The 755-nt window shown below is 58.4% G+C and carries 2 protein-coding genes; both read right to left on the bottom strand.

Annotation, left to right across the window (positions count from 1 at the left end; translation table 11 throughout):
- A partial coding sequence (locus SCT_RS15215) for a hypothetical protein (protein ID WP_144408298.1) occupies positions 1–248 on the bottom strand: 248 nt, incomplete at its 3' end.
- On the bottom strand, positions 226–755 hold a 530-nt coding region (locus SCT_RS15210), incomplete at its 5' end, for an archaeosortase/exosortase family protein (RefSeq protein ID WP_059424658.1). The genes SCT_RS15210 and SCT_RS15215, both read right to left, overlap by 23 nt.

The raw sequence follows: 755 nt of genomic DNA, 5'->3' as shown, positions 1-755 counted from the left end.
AGGAGGTGATCTTCGACCACGGTAAGGCGCATCTGTTGGAGGTTCAGCGCTACCACTGCTTCGCCGCGGTTGTCCTGAATCCCCAGGCTCAGGATGCGGTAGTCCGGGGTTAACCAGCTAATCTCCCAGCGGTAGAGGGGGAGCAACAGTTCAATGTAGCGCTGGCCATATTGCAAGGACAGGGCGAGCAGCGCCATGTAGGCGATCAGGAAAACAGCGGCGGACTTAAGCAGGGTACGCTGGTTCATTACTGACAGCCGCATCGCGACTCGCCCACCACAGGAAGAACAGGCAGGCCAATACGATGATCAGGGTCGGCGCGACGTAGCCGTGCAGCAAATCGAACCAGTGACGATCATGATGGACGGAAAAATAGAGGGACACAATGCGGCCCTGGTTCAGTAGATAAATGAACACAGTGCCCAGAAGCGCGCCTTTCAGCTTGTGCTTCCATGGTGCGGTGAAAGCCGTAATCGCGGCCAGCAGCAGGAAGATGCTTTCGGTGCCTTCGCAGCCGTTGAGCACGGACAGCCCGCCCTGGGGCGATGCGATCCGGTGCCCGGTCGCCTGGGCCTGCTCCTTCGGCGCAATCAGGTTGATGACCGCCACACTGGGGCGCACCGTGGCGACTTCGATGACAAGATGCTCGAAAGCTGTGCCACGGCTGGTGGAATAGCTGTATTGAAGCACAAAGAAGACAGCCAGGAAGATCAAGGCAAAGCGTAGCTCCATGCCGCGCAAGTGGAATCCATTGG

This window comes from Sulfuricella sp. T08, from assembly GCF_000971475.1.
In the GTDB taxonomy this organism is placed as follows: domain Bacteria; phylum Pseudomonadota; class Gammaproteobacteria; order Burkholderiales; family Sulfuricellaceae; genus Sulfuricella.
This window is presented reverse-complemented; position numbering and strand designations above follow the sequence as displayed.